This window comes from Paraburkholderia sp. EG304 (assembly GCF_046543485.1).
In the GTDB taxonomy this organism is placed as follows: Bacteria; Pseudomonadota; Gammaproteobacteria; order Burkholderiales; family Burkholderiaceae; genus Paraburkholderia; species Paraburkholderia youngii.
In genome coordinates this window covers 1-274 of the sequence record NZ_JBKGUA010000422.1, presented here as the reverse complement: position 1 = coordinate 274, position 274 = coordinate 1, and the positions used below count along the sequence as shown (strand labels likewise).

Below are 274 nucleotides of genomic sequence, written 5' to 3'. Positions count from 1 at the left end.
CAATAAGCGAGTTGTGTTCGGGCTGATGAACGAGCCGAATTCCATGCCGACCGAGCAATGGCTATCAGCGGCCAACGCCGCGTTGGCCGCGATACGCGCTGCCGGCGCGAGCAATATGGTGTTCGTAACCGGTAATGCGTGGACGGCGGCGCATAGTTGGACCCAGAACTGGTACGGCACTCCCAATGCAACGGTGATGAAGGACGTTAGGGATCCGGGGAACAACTTCGTGTTCGAGGTGCATCAATATCTCGACAGCAACAGCGCGGGAAGT

General features: G+C 58.0%; 1 protein-coding gene. It reads left to right on the top strand.

Annotated elements, in window-relative coordinates:
* Positions 1–274: cellulase family glycosylhydrolase (locus tag ACLFKU_RS44555; RefSeq protein WP_410853497.1), on the top strand; the 274-nt coding region annotated here is incomplete at both ends.